Origin of the sequence: Ileibacterium valens (assembly GCF_001945525.1) — a bacterium.
GTDB lineage: Bacteria > Bacillota_I > Bacilli_A > Erysipelotrichales > Erysipelotrichaceae > Ileibacterium > Ileibacterium valens.
The window spans coordinates 1-1982 of record NZ_MPJW01000046.1 but is presented as its reverse complement, the minus strand read 5'-3'; the positions used below and the strand labels follow the sequence as shown (position 1 = coordinate 1982).

The following is a 1982-nucleotide window of genomic DNA, read 5'->3' as shown; positions in this document are numbered from 1 at the left end:
AGACACACAGAGTAATAGCGGCAGAGTTTTCTGCGACAGCAGCGACATCAATCTCTACAAACTCTATTCCTTCAGCTTTCGCAGACCTTTCCAATCTGCGTTTCCAGTAGCCAAAAGAGGTATAGATCAAGCCATTCTTCTGGCAGAACTCCTTCTGAGAAAGTCCGGACAGGTGATAAGCCTGAACCTGTCTGGTCCAGAATTCCCGGTTTCCTTTTCTGGTTGACGCATAGTGATAATTCGGCATAATGAAAAATCCTCCAGTTTCGTTGTAGATAATCTAACAACGGTCACCGGAGGGTTTAACCCCGTCAAATATAAAGAACTTACGTTTTCTCTGCAGACAAATGCCTGTTCTTCTCTTTAACTCTTATTACCTAAATTAATCGATTCAATGATTCCTAGTCGGAAAGATCAGCACCGTTGGATGCGATCACTTTCTTGTACCAGTAACCGGAATCTTTCAGATAGCGTTTCAGAGTTCCAAGGTCGAATTCATCACGATCCACATAAATGAATCCATAACGTTTTTTCATACCTTCATGAGTAGAAATCAGATCAATTGCAGACCATGGATTGTATCCGAGCATTTCAGCGCCATCATTAATGGCTTCCTGAATCTGGTGAATATGATCCTGGAGGTATTTAATTCGATACTGATCATGGATCTTTCCATCTTCAGTCAGCGTATCATAAGCTCCAAGTCCATTTTCAGTAACGAGCATTGGCAGATGATATCTGGAATACATTTCACGAATTGTAGCTCTGAATCCAACCGGGTCAATTTCCCAACCAAATTCTGTCTTTCCTAAATATTCGTTGCGAACAGATTTATACATGCCCGCAATTCCATTTGAATTCTGCTGGTCTCCACCGATTGGATCAAATGGAATAGAACCATCATCTGCTGCTACAGTGGCCGTATTGTAGTAGTTAAATCCGATAAAGTCAGGATGAGCGTTCTTCATTGCATCTTCATCGCCAGGAGCAAATGTTGGAGTTGCATCATATTTTTTCAGCCAGTTCCAGACGATTGCATTGTAGATTCCATAAACAGCCATATCAAGATAGAGCCAGTTGCGGATTGCGTTAAAATTCTGAGCTGCAATTACATCTTCTGGTTTACAGGTTGCTGGATAAACCAGAGAAATGTTTGGGGCAGGTCCAATTTTAGCTTCTGGAAGCATTTCATGGCAGAGAACCATTGCTTTCGCCTGGGCTACAAGCATGTGGTGGTTTTGCTGGTAGATTTCTTTAAGTACATTGGTTGTTCCTTCTGGAATTGTCAAAGTACCAATCACTGGTCCAACAAGAGTCAGCATATTCTGTTCATTGATGGTCAGCCAGTATTTAACACGATCGCCAAAGTTCTGGAACAGGATGCTGGCGAAGTTTACAAACCATTCAACAGAATCCGGATTTGACCAGCTTCCACGCTTATCCAGCGCAGCTGGCATATCAAAATGGAACATGGTAACGATTGGTTCAATTCCGTACTTCAGACATTCATTGATCAGATCATTGTAGAAGTCGATTCCCTTCTGGTTAATTTCACCAGTTCCTTCTGGAAGAATGCGAGTCCAGGCAATAGAGAAACGATAGGATTTAAATCCCATTTCTGCCATTAAGGCAATATCTTCTTTATAGTGATGATAGTGATCAGCACAAACGGTCAGATCAGAAGTTCCTTCTGGAACTTCCTTAACGTCCTGGCAGGATGGACCTTTTCCATCTTCGAGGTTTGCACCTTCTACCTGATAAGCAGAAGTTGAAGCACCCCAGAAAAAATTCTCAGGAAATGAAGCTAATTTTTCGTTTTTCATAAACATGAATTCTCCTCTATTTATATTTTAATTACAACTTTCCCAAATCGATAGACTATAGACGGGCAGACTTCTTCGGTCTGCCTCTTTTTCTTTTAGCTGATTTTTCCTCGGTTTCTGAAGCAGGAAGAATACCCAGTTTCTCCAGTATCTCGATTT

At 41.5% G+C, this 1982-nt stretch carries 2 protein-coding genes; both read right to left on the bottom strand.

What is annotated here, in order from left to right; genetic code table 11:
• On the bottom strand, positions 1-247 hold a 247-nt coding region (gene tnpA / locus BO222_RS01285), incomplete at its 3' end, for an IS66 family insertion sequence element accessory protein TnpA (RefSeq protein WP_198931974.1).
• Positions 248-401: 154 nt separating this feature from the next.
• Positions 402-1823, bottom strand: coding sequence for a glycoside hydrolase family 1 protein (locus BO222_RS01280; RefSeq protein WP_075817671.1), 1422 nt, complete (start codon positions 1821-1823; stop codon positions 402-404).
• Between the last annotated feature and the right edge of the window lie 159 nt (positions 1824-1982).

What these genes read in the sequence shown, in the direction of transcription:
- BO222_RS01280 (WP_075817671.1), bottom strand. Translation starts at nt 1,823, where the DNA reads ATGAAAAACGAAAAATTAGCTTCATTTCCTGAGAATTTTTTCTGGGGT.